Annotated in this window: 16 protein-coding genes and 1 tRNA gene; 8 read left to right on the plus strand and 9 right to left on the minus strand. The window is 67.8% G+C overall.

What is annotated here, in order from left to right; genetic code table 11:
- Window positions 1–264: 264 nt before the first annotated feature.
- On the plus strand, window positions 265–684 hold the full coding sequence (locus tag DOM67_RS14595; protein WP_110677195.1) for a DUF393 domain-containing protein: 420 nt from the start codon (window positions 265–267) through the stop codon (window positions 682–684).
- A 36-nt stretch (window positions 685–720) separates the two neighbouring features.
- Here the strand turns inward: DOM67_RS14595 and DOM67_RS14600 are convergent, their stop codons facing one another.
- The 3 genes from DOM67_RS14600 to DOM67_RS14610 are packed head-to-tail and all read right to left on the minus strand — an operon-like array spanning window position 721 to window position 3,895.
- Complete coding sequence (locus tag DOM67_RS14600; RefSeq protein ID WP_198651830.1) at window positions 721–1,791, minus strand: ABC transporter substrate-binding protein; 1,071 nt, start codon at window positions 1,789–1,791, stop codon at window positions 721–723.
- A complete protein-coding gene (locus tag DOM67_RS14605; RefSeq protein ID WP_110677199.1) occupies window positions 1,788–3,230 on the minus strand; it encodes a sensor histidine kinase in 1,443 nt (480 codons plus the stop codon). The genes DOM67_RS14600 and DOM67_RS14605 overlap by 4 nt, the downstream gene beginning before the upstream one ends.
- Complete coding sequence (locus DOM67_RS14610) at window positions 3,227–3,895, minus strand: response regulator transcription factor (RefSeq protein ID WP_110677201.1); 669 nt, start codon at window positions 3,893–3,895, stop codon at window positions 3,227–3,229. Before DOM67_RS14610 ends, DOM67_RS14605 begins: the two co-directional genes overlap by 4 nt.
- A 292-nt stretch (window positions 3,896–4,187) precedes the next feature.
- On the opposite strand from DOM67_RS14610, the gene DOM67_RS14615 reads away from it, so the two are divergent.
- The 5 genes from DOM67_RS14615 to DOM67_RS14635 all read left to right on the plus strand — a co-directional run bounded on the left by DOM67_RS14615 (window position 4,188) and on the right by DOM67_RS14635 (window position 8,348).
- Window positions 4,188–5,177: a tripartite tricarboxylate transporter substrate-binding protein gene (locus DOM67_RS14615; RefSeq protein WP_110677203.1), complete on the plus strand. Its 990-nt coding sequence runs from the start codon at window positions 4,188–4,190 to the stop codon at window positions 5,175–5,177.
- Window positions 5,174–5,632, plus strand: coding sequence for a tripartite tricarboxylate transporter TctB family protein (locus DOM67_RS14620; RefSeq protein WP_110677205.1), 459 nt, complete (start codon window positions 5,174–5,176; stop codon window positions 5,630–5,632). Before DOM67_RS14615 ends, DOM67_RS14620 begins: the two co-directional genes overlap by 4 nt.
- Window positions 5,632–7,140 carry a tripartite tricarboxylate transporter permease gene (locus DOM67_RS14625; protein WP_110677207.1) on the plus strand — a complete coding sequence of 503 codons (1,509 nt, stop codon included), beginning with the start codon at window positions 5,632–5,634 and terminating at the stop codon, window positions 7,138–7,140. Before DOM67_RS14620 ends, DOM67_RS14625 begins: the two co-directional genes overlap by 1 nt.
- A 181-nt stretch (window positions 7,141–7,321) precedes the next feature.
- Entirely contained in the window at window positions 7,322–8,047 is a 726-nt protein-coding gene (locus tag DOM67_RS14630; protein ID WP_110677209.1) for a transporter substrate-binding domain-containing protein, read from the plus strand.
- Window positions 8,048–8,258: 211 nt separating this feature from the next.
- A tRNA-Ser gene (locus tag DOM67_RS14635) sits at window positions 8,259–8,348 on the plus strand.
- 72 nt (window positions 8,349–8,420) lie between these two features.
- Here the strand turns inward: DOM67_RS14635 and DOM67_RS14640 are convergent.
- The 6 genes from DOM67_RS14640 to DOM67_RS14665 form a co-directional block, all read right to left on the minus strand.
- Window positions 8,421–9,356, minus strand: coding sequence for a DMT family transporter (locus DOM67_RS14640; protein ID WP_110677211.1), 936 nt, complete (start codon window positions 9,354–9,356; stop codon window positions 8,421–8,423).
- Entirely contained in the window at window positions 9,353–10,516 is a 1,164-nt protein-coding gene (locus tag DOM67_RS14645; protein ID WP_110677213.1) for a phosphoglycerate kinase, read from the minus strand. Before DOM67_RS14645 ends, DOM67_RS14640 begins: the two co-directional genes overlap by 4 nt.
- A 153-nt stretch (window positions 10,517–10,669) precedes the next feature.
- Window positions 10,670–11,707: a glyceraldehyde 3-phosphate dehydrogenase NAD-binding domain-containing protein gene (locus DOM67_RS14650; protein WP_110677215.1), complete on the minus strand. Its 1,038-nt coding sequence runs from the start codon at window positions 11,705–11,707 to the stop codon at window positions 10,670–10,672.
- Between the two features lie 86 nt (window positions 11,708–11,793).
- A complete protein-coding gene (locus DOM67_RS14655) occupies window positions 11,794–12,543 on the minus strand; it encodes an alpha/beta hydrolase (protein WP_110677217.1) in 750 nt (249 codons plus the stop codon).
- A 117-nt stretch (window positions 12,544–12,660) separates the two neighbouring features.
- Complete coding sequence (locus DOM67_RS14660; protein ID WP_110677218.1) at window positions 12,661–13,389, minus strand: LrgB family protein; 729 nt, start codon at window positions 13,387–13,389, stop codon at window positions 12,661–12,663.
- A complete protein-coding gene (locus DOM67_RS14665) occupies window positions 13,382–13,738 on the minus strand; it encodes a CidA/LrgA family protein (protein WP_110677221.1) in 357 nt (118 codons plus the stop codon). The genes DOM67_RS14660 and DOM67_RS14665 overlap by 8 nt, the downstream gene beginning before the upstream one ends.
- 425 nt (window positions 13,739–14,163) lie before the next feature.
- Between DOM67_RS14665 and DOM67_RS14670 the strand changes: the two genes are divergently transcribed.
- Window positions 14,164–15,216, plus strand: a complete 1,053-nt coding sequence (locus tag DOM67_RS14670; RefSeq protein WP_110677224.1) for a class I fructose-bisphosphate aldolase — start codon at window positions 14,164–14,166, stop codon at window positions 15,214–15,216.
- A 261-nt stretch (window positions 15,217–15,477) separates the two neighbouring features.
- Entirely contained in the window at window positions 15,478–16,530 is a 1,053-nt protein-coding gene (locus DOM67_RS14675) for an ABC transporter substrate-binding protein (RefSeq protein WP_110677226.1), read from the plus strand.
- The last annotated feature ends 121 nt before the right edge of the window (window positions 16,531–16,651 follow it).

The following is a 16,651-nucleotide window of genomic DNA, read 5'->3' on the forward strand; positions in this document are numbered from 1 at the left end:
CGGCCTCGGTGACGATGAGCTGGACGAGGCGCTCTCCGACGAGGCGGGCGATATCAACGGCTCGGCAGGGCCAGCGGCGGGTGGCGACAGCGGCTGCGTCATCGAAGTCAAAAACCGCTACCGACGCGCTCGTCGCTGGGCGCTGTCGCCTCATGGCGGTCTCGAGGTGACACTGTTCGCGCCGTGCCGTGCCCTATCGGCTTCGAGACGCGTCCTTTTCCGCTACGCTTGTGGTCACCGATAACGTTGTGAGGAGAGAGTCCCATGAGCGAGCTGACACTCTTCTACGATGGTGCCTGCCCCCTGTGTGTCCACGAGATCAGCCATCTGCGGCGGCTGGATCGCCACCGGCGCATCCGCTTCGAGGATATCCACGCCGCCGATTTCAGCGAGCGCTGGCCCGATGTCGACCCGGCGGACGCCAGCGCGATCCTGCTCGGGTACTACCGCGGCGAGCGCCTGCGCGGGCTCGATGTGACCCACCGGGCCTGGTCGCTGGTGGGGCGTGGCTGGCTCACCGCACCGTTGCGCTGGCCGCTGATCAAGCCGCTGGCGGACCTTGTCTACCGCTGGTTCGCGCCACGCCGCTATCTGCTCTCTGGCTGGCTGACCGGTCGCCAGCGCTGTGCACCCTGTGACAGCGGCCAGTGTCGGATCGACGATGACGCGCCGCCGCGCGCCTGAGCTTGTCGACTTTTCAGACAGCACCTAGGGCGCGGCTCACTCGCTGAGGATATTGAGCTCGCGGTCCCAACGGCGCAGAAAGGCCTGGCGCCGCAGGGGATCGACGAAGGCGAGCAGGGTGGCGTTGACGGGGATCGGATAGAGGTGGTCGCCGACCTGATCGCGCAGGCGCTGGGCGGTGTAGGGGCCGATGACGTCGTCGCGCACGCTGAACAGCGGCGTGCTTCCGGCCAGGATGTGCTGGCCGCGCTGGCTGAGCAGGAAGTCGACGAAGCGGCGTGCGGCCTCCGGGTGCGGCGCATCGCGGTGGACGAAGACCATCCGCATCAGCACCAGCGAGTAGTCGCTGGGCACCTGCACGATGATGTCCGGGTGGTTCTGCGCCCACACCATGGCGTAGGAGCCGAGCAGGTTGTAGCCGAGCCAGTAGCGGCCTGCGCTCAGGCCCTCGAGCATCTCCTGGGTACTCTTGGCCAGATCGACGTCGGCGGCCCCCATCGCCGCGACCAGATCCCAGATACGTGACGTGTAGCGGGCATCCTGCTGCAGCAGGGTGTAGCCGACGCCGCTGTCGCGGGGTGAGTAGGTGACCACGCGCCCGCGCAGCCAGTCGCGGTCATGGGTCAGCAGATCGAGCAGATCGCGGTGGGTGGTCGGCGGCAGCATGTGCGAGGCGAGTTCCAGCCGATAGGCCATCACCACCGGCTCGAAGGTGAAGCCGAACACCTCGTTGCGCCACTTGGCCCAGGCGGGCCAGTGCTGGGCCTCGACGCTGTCGAGCGCCTGCGCCCGGCCCTCGTTGCTCAGCGCCAGCTGCCACGGCATCGCCGAGCTGATCACCACGTCCGGTGGTGCCTCGGGGTCGCGTGCCCGGCGGTCGGCCTCGAGCGATGAACTGTCGCGGTAGTCGAGGGTGATCTGCGGATACTCGGCGCTGAAGGCGTCGAGCACCGGCTGGAACACCGGGCGATCCAGCGCTGCCTCGACGATCAGCGGCTCGGCCATGGCGGATGGCACTCCCGATCCCAGCCCTAGCCACAGACCCCATCCCAGCGATAGACAGAGGCGGGCCAGGGCGGCCGATCGCTGGCGCTGCGGGTGGCTCATGCGTGTGCTCCGGTGTCAGGGGTGTGCGTGTCGGGGGCCGAGTCAGGCGGGTCGAGGCGCACCAGCGTCAGCGACAGGCGCAGCCCGTGCGGGCTCACCGCACTCAGTTCGAGCGGGCTGCCGTGACGCCGGGCGATGGAGTCGACGATCGCCAGGCCCAGCCCCGAGCCCTCGGTGTCCTGGCGCTGGCCGCGCTCGAACGGGCGCGTCAGGCGCTCGCGCGCCGCTGCCTCGACCCCGGGGCCGTCATCCTCGATCGACAGCATCAGCCGGCCGGGGGCGAGATCGCGCAGCGTCACCGTGATCTGGCTGCCGCGTGGGGTATAGCGGCAGGCGTTGTCGATCAGATTGTTGAGCAGCTCGTGCAGCGCCCAAGCCTCGCCGGCGACCCAGGCGGGCAAGGTGCACGCCAGCGCCAGGCCGAGATCGTGATCGCGGCTCTCCTGGCGATCGGCCCACTCCGTCACCACCTCACGCAGCAGCGTATCCAGCGCCAGTGGCTGGCGCTCCTGATCGGGGCCCAGATGGCGCAGACGGGTCAGGCTGAGCATCTGGCCGGCCAGCCGGCTGGTACGGCTGGCGCTGTCGTGGACCTCACCCAGGGCGCGCCGCCAGGCTGCCGGGTCGGGGCTGGCCAGCGCCAGCTCCGAGGTGCTCTGCAGCCCCGCCAGCGGCGTCTTCAGCTGGTGCGAGGCGTCGGCGATGAAGCGCAGCAGGGTGGCGCGACGATCGCGCTGATCGGCGAGCAGGCGGTTCAGGGTATCCACCCATTCACGCATCTCCCGCGGGACCTCGAGGGCGAGTGGCTCGACGTCGTCCGGGTGGCGGTCGCGCAGCGCCCGGCGCAGGCGCTCCAGCGGCGCCAGCAGCGCGCGCAGGGCGATCATCAGCAGCGCCGCGGTGATCAGCACCATGGCGGCGAAGCGCGACGCGCTCTTCTCGAACAGTTCGCCGGCGAGCAGTTCGCGCCCGCGGCGGGTGTGGCCGACCCAGAGCTGCACCGGCTCCTGGGTATCCCAGCCGGCGGAGTCGATCTCGCGGCCGTGGAGACGGATCGGTACGCCGTCCAGGTTGGCGTCGTAGAACACCGGGTGATGGCCGGCGGCCCGGCGCATGGCGGCGCTGATCGGCAGCTCGGCGTTGCGCGTGATGAGTCGGCCGTTGTCGGCCTGGAGCCAGTAGAACACCCGCTCCTGCCACTGGGTGGCGAGAATCTGCAGCGCCGAGGCGGGCATCTCCAGGGTGGGCTGGCCGTCGGGCCACTGCAGCGACTCCGCCATGGTCAGGCTGGCGGCGGCGAGCTGGCCGTCGAGGGCGCGGTCGGCGGCCTTGTGGGCGCTGGTGTAGGCCTCGATCAGCAGCAGCGTGCCGAGCCCGGCGACGATCGCGATCAGCCACAGCGCCAGGCGGCGCTTGAGCGACACCGGGGGCACGCTCACTCGCGGCGCTCCTCCAGCCGGTAGCCCAGCCCGCGCAGGGTGCGGATCGCCAGCGGGGTCTCCTGGAGCCGCTTGCGCAGCCGGCTGACGTAGACCTCGAGGGCGTTGGCGCCCACCGCTTCGAAGCCGAACAGGCGATCCTCCAGGCTCTCCCGGGCCACGATGCGCCCGGCGTTGAGCATCAGCGCTTCGAGCAGGCGGAACTCGCGGCGCGGCAGGTCCAGGGGTTCCCCCGCCAGCCACACGCTGGCGGCGTGGGTGTCCAGGGTCAGGCAGGCGAAGTGCAGGCGGTCGTCGATGCGCTGCTGGCTACGCCGCAGCAGCGCGCGCACCCGCGCTTCCAGCTCGCTGATCGAGAAGGGTTTGGCCAGGTAGTCGTCGGCGCCCAGGTCGAGCCCGCGCACACGATCCTCGAGTCCATCGCGGGCGGTGAGGATCATCACCGGGGTGGCATCGCCGGTGTCGCGCAGGCGTGCCAGCAGCTCGAGCCCGCTGCCGTCGGGCAGGCCCAGGTCGAGCAGGATCAGATCGAAACGGCGCTGGCGCAGCGCCTGCCAGGCATCCTCGACCCGGGTCAGCGCGTCGATGCCATAGCCGGCGCGGGACATCGCCTCGCCCAATGAGCGCGACAGCAGCGGATCGTCCTCGATGACCAGCAAGTGCATGACGGGCCTCCGGGCCGGGTGTGGAAAGTGTCAGCTCGCAAGCACGAGATCGACAGTGCCAGATAAGACGTGCCAGCCCGCGAGCCTATTGGGGCGTGCTTTCAAGCCCCCGCTCGTTCGAGCCCCGGGCCTTTAAGACCAATGTCTTAATTAGACCAAAGGTTTAGATGACAGGTTGATGAAAGGTTGGCGGCCTAGCATCGCCCAGGTGCTGTTTGACAAGTCGCTCACAGGCCGATGCCGACGAGAGCCCGAGCGGATAGCGAGCATAACAATCCAGGAGACGCTGAGCATGCCGAAATCATCTTCCCTTCGCCGCTGGTTGGCCGCCGCCGTGGCCGGTGGCGCCCTGCTGGCCGGTGCTGTCCAGGCCCAGGCCAAACCCCCCGAGTGTATCGCCCCGGCCAAGCCCGGCGGTGGCTACGACCTCACCTGCCGTCTGGCTGCCAATGGCCTGCAGGAGGCCAAGCTGATCGACGAACCGATGCTGGTCACCTACATGCCGGGCGGGATCGGCGCAGTCGCCTATAACCACGTCACCGGTGTGCGCAACGACGACCCCAACCTGATCGTCGCCGCGAGTACCGGCGCCGCGCTCAATCTGGCGCTGAAGAAGTTCGGCGCCAAGCAGTCGGTCGACGACGTGCGCTGGCTGGGTGCGCTGGGGGTCGACTACGGTGCGGTGGTGGTGCGTAACGACGCCCCTTGGCAGAACCTCGACGAGCTGATGCAGGCGCTGAAGAAGAACCCCTCCAGCGTGGTGATCGGGGCCGGCGGCACGATCGGCAGCCAGGACTGGATGAAGGCGGCGCTGATGGCGAAATCCGCCAACATCGACCCGCGCAAGCTGCGCTACGTCTCCTTCGAGGGCGGCGGCGAGGCGCTGGCGGCACTGCTGGGCGAGCACATCCAGGTGTTCACCGGTGACCTGGCCGAGCTCAAGCCGCAGCTCGACAGCGGTGAAGTGCGGATCCTCGCGGCACTCGCCGAAGAGCGTCAGGGTGGCCCCTATGCCGACATCCCCACCGCCAAGGAGCAGGGCTACGACGTCGAATGGCCGATCTGGCGCGGCTACTACATGGGTCCGAAGGTCAGCGACGAAGCCTATCAGGCGTGGGTCGAGCGTCTGCGCGAGCTGAGCCAGACCGAGAGCTTCGCCAAGCTGCGCGAAGGCCGCGGGCTGTTCCCGATGAGCAAGTTCGGGAATGACTTCGACCAGTACGTCAAGCAGCAGGTCGCCGGCTTCTCGCAACTGGCCAAGGAAGTGGGTCTGACCCAATGACACACGCCGCCGACCGAATCCTGAGTCTGCTGTTGCTCGGTCTGGCGGCGTTCATCGCCGTCCAGGCCTGGCATCTCGAGGTGCCGTTCAGCTACGACCCGGTGGGGCCGAAGGCCTTCCCGCTGCTGCTGGCGGGATTGCTGGCGCTGCTCGCGGTGGTGCTGTTCGTGCGCCCGGGGCCCAACGGCGAATGGCCCAGCGGGGCGCTGCTGCTGCGCCTGCTGGTGGTGATGGGGCTGCTGGTGGTGTACGCCGCACTGTTCATCCAGGCCGGCTACCTGCTGATCACTGCGCTGGTCAGCGTGGCGATCGCCTGGCTGTTCGGCGCGTCACCGTTCAAGGCACTGGTCGGCGGCGTGCTGCTCGCCCTCGGCAGCTATCTGCTGTTCACCTACGCGCTGGGCATTTCGCTACCCACCGGTAGCTGGATCGAACCGCTGCTGGGAGCCAACTGATGTTCGATTTCCTGATCCAGGGCTTCGGCGTCGCGCTGACGCCGCTCAATCTCGGGCTCGCCTTCCTCGGCGCACTGCTGGGCACCTTGTTCGGTGCGCTGCCGGGCATCGGCCCGATCAACGGCATCGCCATCCTGATGCCGCTGGCCTACACCCTCGGCTTGCCGGCGGAGTCGTCACTGATTCTGCTGGCGGGCATCTATACCGGCTCCGAGTACGGCGGACGCATGTCGAGCATCCTGCTCAACGTGCCCGGTGACGCCGGCGCGGTGATGACCACGCTGGATGGCCATCCGCTGGCCAAGAAGGGCCTCGCCGGCCCGGCGCTGGGGCTCTCCGCGGTGAGCTCGTTCATCGGTGCCACGGTGGCGATCCTGGGGCTGACCCTGTTCGCGCCGCTGCTGGCGATCGTGGCGGTCAAGTTCGGCCCCGCCGAGTTCTTCGCGCTGATGATCTTCGCCTTCGCCTCGATGTCGGCGATGATGGGCAAGGACCCGCTCAAGACGCTGATCGGCGCCGTGCTCGGCGTGCTCATCTCCACCGTCGGGGTCGACTCCGGCACCGGCGTGCTGCGCTTCACCTTCGACATGCCCGAGCTCTACGACGGCATCGACTTCGTGGTGATGATCATCGGGCTGTTCGCGGTCAGCGAGATCCTGCTGATGCTCGAGCACGCCTTCCGCCACGATCAGGATGGCGAGATGGCGCCGATCGGCCGTGTCATGGTCAAGATGAGTGAGGTGCTCTACTGCAAGTGGGCGATCCTGCGCTCCAGCGTGATCGGCTTCGTCATCGGCGTGCTGCCGGGTACCGGCGCCTCCGTTGCCAGCGCCGTGGCCTACACCACCGAGAAGCGCATAAGCGACCACGACAACAGCTTCGGCACCGGCAACATGCGCGGTCTGGCGGCGCCGGAAGCGGCCAACAACGCCTCCGCCGCCGGCTCCTTCGTGCCCATGCTGACCCTCGGCATCCCCGGTTCCGGCACCACCGCGATCCTGCTCGGCGCGCTGATGCTCTACAACATCAATCCGGGGCCGATGATGTTCCGCGAGCAGCCGATGGTGGTGGGCGGGCTGATCGCCTCGCTCTACATCGGCAACGTCATGCTGCTGCTGCTCAACCTGCCGCTGGCCGGTGTCTTCGCCCGCGTGCTGCAGGTCCCGCGCTGGCTGCTGGTGCCGAGCGTGGCGATTCTTGCCTTCGTCGGCGTCTATCAGCTGCACTCCGACCTGATGGCGATCTACCTGATGCTGGTCATCGGTGTGTTCGGCTATCTGCTGCGCAAGTTCGGCTTCTCGCTGGCACCGGTGGTGCTGGGCTTCGTGCTCGGCGGGCTGATGGAGGAGAACCTGCGCCGGGCACTGTCGATCAGTGGTGGCGATCTCGCCATCCTGTGGCAGTCCGGGCTCTCGATCGGGCTGTGGATCGCTGCCGCCGCGGTGGCGTTCATCCCGCTGTTCGCAGGCAGGCTCAAGGCCAGGTTCCTGCCCGGCCGCACCGCCTGAGGCGCATCCGCTGGCAGGGTCGGGCGGCGCGCTCCCGCTGCCGGTGTTGCCGCTGGCCTTCAAGCCCCGCTTCGGCGGGGCTTTTTGCTGGGACTCATGTCGAAGATGACTTGATGCCGGCAGGGGGCTATTGTCTGCCCATCTTTCACAGCGCGCCGAGTCTCGGCCATCGGGAGTGATCATGCAGACATCGAAAGGTCAGGTTCGGGCCCTGCTGGCGCCGGAAGGGCGGCTCAAGGTGGCGATCAACTACGGCAATCCGGTACTGGCCCAGCGCCGTGAGGATGGCGAGCCGGGCGGGGTCTCCGCGGCCCTGGCCCGGGCGCTGGCGGCGGAGCTGGATGTGGCTGTCGCGTTCGTCACCTACGAGGCCGCCGGCGCCGTGGTCGCCGATCTCGAACACGCCGACTGGCGGCTGGCGTTTCTGGCCCGCGATCCCAAGCGCGCCGAGACGATCCACTTCACCTCGCCCTATGTGCTGATCGAGGGCACTTATCTGGTCCCCGAGGCGGCGCCGTTCGCCCAGGTCGATGAGCTCGACCGTGACGGTGTGCGCATCGCGGTGGGCGAGGGCGCGGCCTACGACCTCTATCTCTCGCGCACCCTCCAGCACGCCGAGCTGGTGCGCGCGCCCACCTCGGCGGCGGCGATCGAGAGGTTCGTCGAGCAGGGGCTCGACGCCGCCGCCGGGGTGCGCCAGCCGCTGACCCGCTACGCCGAGGCACACCCCGGCTATCGAGTGCTGCCGGGGCGCTTCACTGCGATCGAGCAGTGCATGGCGCTGCCCCGCGCCCAGGCCGAGGTCGCCGACTACGTCGAGGCGTTCCTGGCGCGGATGAAGCATGAGGGCATGGTCCAGCGTGCGCTGAGCGAGAGCGGGCAGGGCGATGCGGAGGTCGCCCCCTGAGACGGTGCCTATAAACGGCCTGCGCTCGGCGAGTTCGTGAACACCCTCTCGAGCGCGGAGCCCTAGCGCAGGTGGCGGTTTTTGCCCCGAAAAATGCCGGGGGGCTTCACACGATGCGGGTATTTTCTGTTATGCTTCGTCACCGCGAAACGCCGGTAGCCTCTGGCGGCACCCTGTGAGTGCTTTCAGAACGTTGTTGGCCTTTGCGTCAGGAGAGGTGGCAGAGTGGTCGAATGCACCGCACTCGAAATGCGGCATACCTTCGCGGGTATCGAGGGTTCAAATCCCTCCCTCTCCGCCACGAACAGCAAAAAGCCGGCTCATGTAGCCGGCTTTTTCGTGGGCTTTCCTCAGGTACGCCATCGAATCGTCTTCAGCGGGCCGTGCCCGAAAGACGACGGCCCGGCAGCGGCGCCACTTCCAGTACCGCCGCGGCGATCACCAGCAGCGCACCGCCGAGCTGGAGCGCGCTGAGCGGCTCGCCGGCGAACAGCGCCGCCGAGAGTACCCCCACCAGCACTTCGCTCATCATCAGAATGCCCAGGCGCGCCGGCGGCAGCACGCTGGCCGCCCACACCACGATCGCCAGCGATATGGCCCACCACAGGATGGCGGAGACGGCGATCCAGGCCACGGCCTGACCCAGCGCCGGCATCGGCGGCAGCCCGGGCCAGGGGCCGAGCAGCGGTGTCAGTGCCAGCGCGCCGAGCAGCGCTCCCAGTGCGAACACGAAGCTGCCCTCGCCGGGGCCGAGGGTGCTGCGTGCGCGCATGCCGCTGGAGGCGATCGCCCAGAGCAGGCCGGAGACCAGCCCCAGCCAGTCGCCCAGGGTGCGCGGCAGCGGCGAACCGGCGGCGCCCAGCACCAGTGTCAGGCCGGCCAGCCCCAGGGCGATCACGGCAAGACGTCGGCCGGTGAGCGGCCAGCGCCACCACAGTCGCTCGATCAGCGAGCTCCACACTGGGGTGAGATAGAACAGCAGGATGACCACGGCGACCTGACCCTGGACCAGGCCCACCGAGTAGCACATGAAGGCTGCGCCGCCGAGCAGCACCGCGAGTATCCCCAGCGGATGGCAGCGGCGCAGCCGTTCACGTCCGGCCAGCGCCCAGGGGATGAGCAGGCAGCAGGTCGTGAGCGCGACGATCAGCGAGCCCCAGACGCCGCCCAGGGACAGCGCCTCGAGGCGGCGGATGGGAATCCAGTAGAGCCCCCACAGCGCCCCGGCGAACAGAATGCCCGTGGCCGCCAGNNCCTGGCGGCCACGGGATTCGGCGCGATCGTCTTCGGGTTGGCCACCCGCGCTCAGCGTGCGGCGGCTTCGAGCGCGGCGACGGCAGGCAGGGTCTTGCCTTCGACGTACTCGAGGAAGGCGCCGCCGCCGGTGGAGATGTAGGAGACACGCTCGGCAATGCCGTACTTGTCGATGGCGGCCAGGGTGTCACCGCCGCCGGCAATCGAGAACGCCGGGCTGTCGGCGATGGCATGGGAGAGGGTCTCGGTGCCCTTGCCGAACTGGTCGATCTCGAATACCCCCACCGGGCCGTTCCAGAGGATGGTACCGGCGCTGCCGAGCAGTGCCGCCAGGCGCTTGGCGGTCTCCGGCCCGATATCCAGGATCATCTCGTTGTCACCGACCTGGTCCACCGGCTTGACCGTCGCGGTGGCGGACTCGGAGAACTCGGTGGCCACCACCACGTCGCTGGGCAGCGGGATCTCGACCTTGGCCATCAGCGCCTTGGCCTTGTCGATCAGGTCGGCTTCGTAGAGCGACTTGCCGACATTGTGGCCGGCCGCGGCGATGAAGGTGTTGGCGATCCCGCCGCCGACGATCAGCTGGTCGCACTTCTCGGCCAGGGCGTAGAGCACCTCGAGCTTGGTCGAGACCTTGGAACCGCCGACGATCGCTGCCATCGGGCGCTTGGGCGCGCTGAGCGCCTGCTCCAGTGCTTCCAGCTCGCTCGCCAGCAGCGGGCCGGCGCAGGCCTGGGGCGCGAAGCGGGCGACGCCGTGGGTCGAGGCCTGGGCGCGGTGGGCGGTGCCGAAGGCATCCATCACGTAGACGTCGCAGAGTGCGGCGTAGGCCTTGGCCAGCGCCTCGTCGTCCTTTTTCTCGCCGCGGTTGTAGCGCACGTTCTCCAGCATGACCACTTCGCCGTCGGCGATCTCCACCGGCTGCTCGAGGTAGTCCTTCTCCAGGCGCACCGGCTGACCCAGCAGCTCGCTGAGATGCCGGGCGACCGGGGCGAGGCTGAACTCGTCGGCCGGTTCGCCTTCGGTGGGGCGGCCCAGATGGCTCATCAACAGGACCCGGGCGCCGGCGTCGAGGGCGGCGCGGATGGTCGGCAGGCTGGCGCGGATGCGCGCGTCGCTGGTGACCTTGCCGTCCTTGACCGGCACGTTGAGATCCTCGCGGATCAGGACGCGCTTACCCGAGAGATCCAGCTCAGTCATCTTATGCACGTTCATGCGTTCCTTCCTTAGGTTTTGTACGAAAACGGCCTACGCTCGGCAATACCGCGTTAAAAATTGGCTCAAGATGCTCATTTATGCCCATAAACTCCGCTCTTTCGCCACTTTTTGCCTTGTCTTGCCTTCGCTCGTCGACTTTTCGTACAGAACCTAGCGGGGAGAGGCGGTAGCGGCGGATGGACACTCTAGCCAGTGGTGGGCGACGTCGAGCATGCGATTGGCGAAGCCCCACTCGTTGTCGAACCAGCACAGCGCCTTGAGCAGGCGGCCACCGGCGACGCGGGTCTGGGTAGCGTCCACGATACCCGAGCGCGGGTCGTGGTTGAAGTCGACCGAGGCCATGGGCTCGTCAGTGTAGCCGAGCAGGCCCTGATAGCAGCCGAGGCTGGCATCTCGCAGGCAGGCGTTGACCGCTGCGGCGTCGGTCTCCCGGGCGAGCGAGATCGCCATGTCCATGGCCGAGACGTTGATCGTCGGCACGCGCACGTGGAGGCACTCAAAGCGCTCCGCCAGGTGCGGCATCAGACGGCCGATGCCGCGGGCGAGGCCGGAATCCACCGGCACGATCGACTGCATCGCCGAGCGCGTCAGGCGCAAATCGCTGTTGTGGTAGGCGTCGATCACCGGCTGGTCGTTCATCGCCGAGTGGATGGTGGTGGTGACGCCGTGCTCGACTCCGAAGTGGCGGTCGAGCACGTGCAGGATCGGCACCAGGCAGTTGGTGGTACAGGAGGCGGCGGAGACCACGCGCATAGCCGCCGTCAGCGTCGACTGGTTGACGCCGAAGACCACGGTGGCGTCGACGTCCGCCTCGGCGGGCTGCGAGAACAGCAGCCGCGCGGCGCCGGCCTGCAGGTGGCGTTCGGCGGTGGCACGATCCTTGAAGCTGCCGGAGCACTCGAGCACCAGATCCACCCCCAGGTCGCCCCAATCCAGCGCTTCGGGGTCAGCGGCGCGGCGGATGGCGATGGCCTGGCCGTTGACCACCAGCGCGCCGCCGCGCGTCTCGACGTGCCCGGGGAAGCGGCCGTGGGTGGTGTCGTAGCGGGTCAGATAGGCGAGCGTTTCCAGCTCGGAGAGCTCGTTGATGGCGACCACCTGGAACGGCAGCTCGGGGCGTTCCACCAGGGCGCGCAGCACGCTCTGGCCGATCCGCCCGTAGCCGTTGATGGCAATGCGATACGTCATGCCGGGGCCCGTTCGAGAGATTCACGAAGGCAGGCATGTTAGCGCATTCACTGCGCCGCCGCAGGGGCCGAACCCGGCTCCCGGCCTCAACGGCAGCTGGCCGCGATGGCATCGAGGCGCGCGGCCAGAGCCGCGGGCATCTCCATCGGCAGTAGATGGCCATAGCCGGGGAAGATCTCCAGTTCGCCGGCGCTCAGGTGCGGCATCACCGACTCGCGCTGCACCGCCGGGGGCAGCGAGGGGTCGCGATCCCCCACCAGCACCCAGGCGGGCAGGTCGAGCACGCCGACGCGCTCGCGCCAGTCCTCGGCGTAGGTGTGCTCGGGCCAGGCGCGCCACGCCGCCGGGGTCGCGTTGATCGCGTCCTCCACCGCGCGCTGGTAGAGCGCCGGATCGAGCGTCACCGCGCTGGCGCCGTCGATGAAGGCCCGCGCCTGGGCCTCGCTGAAGTCGAAGTCGAGCTGGAAGCGATGCTCTTCGGCGCTGATCGCCTGGGGGCCGGGCGGCGACGGGGCGATCAGCACCAGCGCGCGCAGCCAGGCCGGGCGCTCGGCGGCGACGGTCATTGCGATGCGCCCGGAGAAGGAGTGACCGACCAGCACCACCTCGTCGAGCCCCGCGGCCTCCACCTCGGCGATCACATGGCGGGTCATGGCGGCAACGTCGTAGCCGGGGCGGTCGCGGGCGTCGCCGAAGCCCGGCATGTCCAGGGCGGCGACGCGCGCCGCCGGGTCGAGGTGGCGGATCACCTCGCGCCATTCGCGGTGGGAGCTGCCGAAGAAGTGCATCAGGACCAGGGTCGGGCGCCCCTGACCGCTATCGCTCGAAAGTGTCATCGCCGGGCTTCCATGCCGTGGGTGTCACCCAAGCGTAGCCTCTCACCCCGGCATCGTCTGTCATCTCGACGTCGTCTTTCCTATCCGGGTCGCCGCTATGTCAGCGTAGGCATCGGCTCACGCCCAGAGATGCCACACCAGCGGCAGCACGATGGCGGTGAAGGCGCCGGTCAGACTCATGCCCAGGGAGGCGAAGGCGCCGGCCTGGTGGCTGATCTCGAAGGCGCGCACCGTGCCCAGGGCGTGGCCGTTGATGCCCAGGGCGAGACCGATCAGGCGCTGATCGCGGATGCGCATCCAGCGGCTCAGCCACTCGACGCCGAAGATCGCGGTGATCCCGGTGGTCATCAGAGCCCCCATCAGCAGCGCCGTGGAGCCGCCCAGCTCCTGGGTCAGGCTCAGTGCGATCGGCGAGGTCACCGATTTCGGCGCCAGCGAGGCGAGCACCTCCCGCGGGGCGCCCAGCAGCCAGGCGATCAGCACCGCGTAGCAGGAGGCCAGCGTGGCCGACAGCGGCAGTGTCAGCACGATCGGCTTCCACAGCGCACGGATCTGCCCCAGCTGCTGGTAGAGCGGTACCGCCAGCGCCACCGTGGCCGGCCCGAGCAGCAGCATCAGCCAGGCGGCGCCGCGGTTGTAGTCGTCGATGCCGATCGGCAGCAGCGCGATCACCGCGGCGATCAGCAGCGCGGCGATGATCACCGGCGGGCACCAGCTGGGGTGGCGCAGCAGCTTGAACAGGTGCACACCGAGAAAGTAGGCGGCCAGGGTCAACGCGATGGCGCCGATCGGTGTGGCGAACCACGCCTGCGGCAGTGCCGCCAGTGACATGCCCAGCTCACTCATGCGGGGTCTCCGGCGGCAGGCAGCGGCGCATCAGCCACAGGCTGGAGGCGACGCTGGCGAGGGTACCCAGCAGCAGTGCGCTGAGAATGGCACCGGCCTGATCGGCGAAGCGCCCGGCGACGAAGAAGATCTCGACCACACCGGGCATGATCAGCAGCGCGAGCATGGCGATCAGCGGCTGGCTGATGGCGACCACATCGGTGTTCATGCCGCCGCGCTGGCAGAACCACAGCGTCAGCAGCAGCATGCCGATCACCCCCGCGGGCAGGGCGATGGGCAGCCACAGGGCGATAGTCTGGCCCAGCAGGAAAAAGGCGAGGAGCCACAGAAAACCCCGCAGCACGGACATGGTGCATCTCCGAAAAGGCGGAACAGCCGCTGGTAAAAGCCGCTAGCGTAGCAGATCGCGTCGTGATCCCACTTTCCGATGACGATTTTCAGCCCTCGTCGTCGCGCCGCTCGTGACACGCTATGGGGCCGTCGTTGCCAAGGCCCGCGCGGCGTCAGCGAATGGCGACAGCCGAGACAAGTCGTGCGCAAGGCGTGAACTGAGCCGCGTTGTCGCTTATTCTGGGCCCGTTCGACCGCGCTCGAGGCGTCGTGACGGAGAGGGGGCAGCCGTCGAGCGCGCGGTGGACGCCTCCGGCGGGGCGAGGAACCCGGCGGTCCGGCGTCGCCATCACCGTCTTGCGAGCCGTTGCCCCGGGCAGCGGCAGGGAAGCCGTACCCGTCGAGACTCCCCGACGTACCATCTGAGGACAGAGGAAACGCACCATGACCGATATTGCCAAGCTGCTGGGCGACGAGGCCGACAGCCTGCTGAGCTACACCTGTAGCGGGTTCAAGAAAGAGGATCTGTACCTGCCCGGCCCGGACTTCGTCGATCGCGTCTTCGCCGACAGCGACCGCAGCCCGCACGTCATGCGCAACCTGCAGACGCTGTTCAACCATGGCCGCCTCGGCGGTACCGGCTACGTCAGCATCCTCCCGGTGGACCAGGGCATCGAGCACTCCGCCGGCGCCTCCTTCGCGCCCAACCCGGCCTACTTCGATCCCAAGAACATCCTCGAGCTGGCGCTGCAGGGCGGCTGCAACTGCGCCTGCTCGACCCTGGGCGTGCTCTCCTCGGTGGCGCGGCGCTACGCGCACAAGATACCGCTGATGCTCAAGCTCAACCATAACGAGAGCCTGACCCTGCCGGCGATGTACGACCAGACCCTGTTCGCTCAGGTCGAGCAGGCCCACGACATGGGCTGCATCGCGGTCGGCGCGACCGTCTACTTCGGCTCGCCGGAGTGCCGCCGCCAGATCCAGGAGATCAGCGAAGCCTTCGAGCGTGCCCACGAGCTGGGCATGGTCACCGTGCTGTGGTCCTACCTGCGCAACCCCGCGTTCAAGAAGGATGGTGTCGACTACCACGTCGCTTCCGACCTCACCAGCCAGGCGGTGCACCTGGCGGCGACGATCAAGGCGGATATCGTCAAGCAGAAGCTGCCCGAGAACAATGGCGGCTACAAGGCGATCGGCTTCGGCCATACCCACGAGAAGGTCTACAGCGAGCTGACCAGCGATCACCCGATCGACCTGGCGCGCTACCAGGTCGCCAACGCCTTCATGGGGCGCGCCGGGCTGATCAACTCCGGCGGTGGCTCCAAGGGGCAGTCGGACCTGGGCGAAGCGGTGCGCACCGCGGTCATCAACAAGCGCGCCGGCGGCATGGGGTTGATCTCCGGGCGCAAGGCGTTCCAGAAGCCGCTCAAGGAGGGTATCGAGCTGCTCAACGCCGTTCAGGACGTCTATTTGTCGAAGGACGTCAGCATCGCCTGATCCGACAGGGCGCCTTCACGGCGCTGTCAGCAGTAGGAGCCCGGCCGACAGGCCGGGCTTTTGACGTTCTGGCGCCGGACATCTGCACGGTTCATCGACTTTGGTCTGCCGACCTAAGTTGAATTGTATGACAAAGCCTACCTCTTTTACCTTGGCTGTCGCGTTGAATGATAACGCTATCATTTTCATATCCCGCCGCTGGCGAGACGCCCTGCCTGGCGTTTCGACGCGAGAGCCGGCCGGGGAAAGGGGAGACGCAGCATGAAACCGATCTGGAGCAAAGCTTGCCTGGCGCTGCTGGCCAGCGCCGCCATCGGCCTGACGACCTCGGCCCAAGCCGCCGATGACTGCCCGTTACCGGGCAATCTGCGGGTGGTGATCGGCTCGACCTCGACCGGGGGCGACACCTATCAGAACTCGAGTATCGTGGTCGACCAGTTGGCCAAGAAGCTCGACATCAACGCCAAGGTCGATGCCGTCGGCGTGATGCCGGCCTTTCAGGCGCTCGAGCGCAGCCGTCACGGCAACACCATCATGATCTTCCACGATGGCGCCTATCTGGGGCATCTCTACGGAGTCAACGGCTATCCCGATATCTTCACCAAGTACCTCATCGGGCCGACCATCGCCATCAACCCGGGCAACGCCTATCTGGTGCCCAAGGATTCGCCCTACCAGACCCTCGACGACATCATGGCCGCGGCCGGCAACGGCAAGCAGATCCGAGTCGCGATCCAGCCCGGTGGCGTCTCCGAAATCGGCTTCTCGGCGCTCAAGAACGCGGTGCGCATGAAGTATCCGGGCAAGGAGGGAAATATCGTCGCGGTGAATACCGGCTCCCAGGCGGACAAGAACCAGCTGCTGTTCGATGGTGCCGCCGATGTGATCAACGGCTCGGTGCAGGCCAACGAGCAGTACACCCAGCTGCCGGCGGATGATCAGAAGGCGATGCGCTTCGTCTGGATTACCGCCCGCCATGACACTGTCGCCCAGACCGAAGCGGCGGGCATGGGTGATACCACCCGCGAGCAGCTGCTGCAGTATGTAACGCCCAACGTCGAGGTACCGATGGGCGAGGGCCAGGACTTCACCTTCGATAAGGAGTTCTTCTTCCTCTACAACAAGGACATGGACCCGGCCGCGGTCAAGTGCATCGACAATGCGCTGGCCGACATCTATGACCAGGGCGAGATCCAGAAGCAGCAGAAGCGCTCGTTCTTCATTCCCGACTTCAAGCCATCCGCGCAGGCGGCGACCTATCTCGAGAAGAAGAACGAGGAGTATCGCACCATCATCGACGACCTGAAGGGTTAGGCTTCACGCGAAAACGGCCGACGCTCGTCGACTTTTCGTGCAAACCCTAGGCTCGCTCCCTGGCGTCGGCCATGCCCGGCCGGCGCCTTCGATCCCTTGTCGATCCCACGCTAGACGCCGC

This window comes from Salinicola sp. RZ23, assembly GCF_003206675.1.
GTDB classification, from domain to species: domain Bacteria; phylum Pseudomonadota; class Gammaproteobacteria; order Pseudomonadales; family Halomonadaceae; genus Salinicola; species Salinicola endophyticus.